The following is a 2,193-nucleotide window of genomic DNA, read 5'->3' as shown; positions in this document are numbered from 1 at the left end:
TCACTCTTCCGGCCGAATTGTGCGATATAAAAGAAAGCGAGAAAAGTGTCTCACCCGCCCCCGGAAATGTGCGAGGAAGGCGCGGTTCCCCCACCTCCCGCGGGAGCATTATCGCCATCCGGCGGGGATACCCGAGGACTGGAAGGAGGTGGAGTCCCCGATTCGGGGCGCACGCCCGGGATTCCGCCGCCACCACCGCGCGAAACGGCTGCCGAGACCCCAGGGATCTGTCCATTGATTGATTTTTTCTGGTCGACTGTGGGATGCGGCTGGGGTAGCGTGGGGATCGCGAAGCCGGTAGGAGTACTCGAATGCTCTTCCGTTCCGGAGGTTGTGGGGGATGGGCTAGGCACATGAGATTGAGAAGATGATCTGCACGCTGCCACGAGGACGATCAGACTGACGGGCAGCACAACGAACATAGCTGTCCACCTCCACCAGCCCTCCCTTTTCCTGGCACTCCTGCTGTTTCGGCGTCCACCCACCACATCCCCCGACGATGTTGCTCTGCGACAGATCGACATCTCTTCGTACTAATAATCACTGTCGGGGTGCCCTGTGTCACTCACTCCGGCCCGGGCGGTTAGAGAAGGTCCTCAAGTCGGGTGGCGACCTGGCGGTAGCGGCTAACCGGGACGAGGTGCACACCGGCGAAGGCGCCGCTGTCGCGCAGCCGTAGCACCTGGTCGCAGGCCGCTTCGACCCCGGCCGCCTGGTCCCGTTCGACTGCTTGGACGAGGTCGTCGGGAATGTCGATGTCGGGGATGGCCGCGGCGAGGCGGCGGGCCATCCCGGCGCTCGCGAGGACCATGACGCCGGCGTAGATCGGCAGGTCGACCGGATGGGCGTCGCGCCAGCGCAGCAGGGCGTCCACCGAGTAGCTGACCTGTACGAACAGGAAGTCGGCCGCTCGTTTCCAGGTGGGCAGTGGACGTAGGCCAGCCGCGGCGCCGACCCGGAACGCCGGCATGTCCGCGAAGACCGGATCCTCGCTGGCCGCGCGGGCCTCGTCCATCATCGCGCGCACGGTCAGGTCGCCGGTCCGGTTCCCGGCGGTGGGTTTGTCGCCGTGGACGAACAGGAATTCCTCGACACCGTAGGCCGCGGCGGTGAGCAGGTCGCGGCGGAAGCCGAGCAGGTTACGGTCGCGGGAGTTCACGCAGGCGATGCTGCGTCCCCCCATCGTCGCCACCTCGTGGGCGACGGCGATGCTCGACACCGTCGCGCGCCCGATGTGGTTGTCGGGGATCAGGAACGCGTCGGTGACGGGGCTCAGGACGCCGATCTGGTGGCGGGCGTGGGTCAGGTCCGGCCGGGTCGGCGGCTCGATCTCGCAGATCATCTCGAAGCCGCGCACCGGGCGTTCGTGACCCGCCGTGGGTTCCCGCATCCTGGCAGGATAGGACTCCACGGTCCACGGAGCACAGCCACACCGCACGGGTGCGCTGCGCTGCTGTAGCACACCGTAGGAACAGTCCGAGGTGGCCCACCGGCAGTTCGTGCCACTGAAGTTGGACCGGAGCGGATCACCATGTCGGCGCATGTGCCGGTCCGATTCCCCCCAGGCCCATGTGCACCCGAGCCAGCGCGGTCCCTGCCAAACAAAGCGGCCGGAACCCGGCCATCTACCGGTGCCGGTCACAGGGAACCATCCCGGGATGATCATTTTCTGACGCCCGGGAAGGGGGGCTTATCGGGCGTCAGGACGCGCCATGCCACGCGCTCCCCTGAAACGTTCCGTTTCGTGGTATAACGTTTTTTCAAACGTTTCATCGCTTGCGACGATATGTAAGTGGAGGGGATGGGTCATGTCTCGGGTGCCACGACCGCCGCACCAGCGTCGGGAGCCGCCTGAACCGGTGGGGCCGATGCGGCCGCCGCGTCCCCGTGACGGCGAACCCGTGCTCCCGGCGGCCGGCACGTCTTCGGGGGGAGCGCCGGGGGCTGGGGGCGGCCCGGCGACGCCGGAGGGATCCACCGCCGGCCCGGCGGCCGGCCACGCGGTCCCCGAAGGCACCCGCGCCCGCGGCGGCGGGGACGGCGGCGCGCCCCCGTCCGGACACCCGGCGCCGTCCGGCGGTGCGGCCGGGTCCGGCGGTGCGGCGGCCCGCGCCGCGACGGCGCCGCGCTGCGCCTTCCCGGGATGTACCCGACCCGCCGCCCCCGCCGAAGGCCCGGGGCGGCGGGTCGGGT

1 protein-coding gene and 1 pseudogene are annotated in these 2,193 nt (G+C 68.9%); one reads left to right on the top strand and one right to left on the bottom strand.

The genetic code is table 11. The features are described 5' to 3' along the window. Nucleotides 1-583: 583 nt before the first annotated feature. A complete protein-coding gene (locus AC08OO_RS22910) occupies nucleotides 584-1,390 on the bottom strand; it encodes a methylenetetrahydrofolate reductase (protein WP_476619064.1) in 807 nt (268 codons plus the stop codon). A 478-nt stretch (nucleotides 1,391-1,868) separates the two neighbouring features. On the opposite strand from AC08OO_RS22910, the pseudogene AC08OO_RS22905 reads away from it, so the two are divergent. After that, nucleotides 1,869-2,193: pseudogene (locus tag AC08OO_RS22905) on the top strand (hypothetical protein); the annotation flags it as partial.

The organism is Frankia sp. CeCAU1, assembly GCF_977971845.1.
Note: the sequence above shows the minus strand (reverse complement) of the source record. Positions and strands in the feature narration are given on the sequence as shown.

Bases quoted from the DNA above. Each gene is read 5' to 3' on its own strand.
- AC08OO_RS22910 (WP_476619064.1), bottom strand. From the start codon at position 1,390: ATGCGGGAACCCACGGCGGGTCACGAACGCCCGGTGCGCGGCTTCGAG.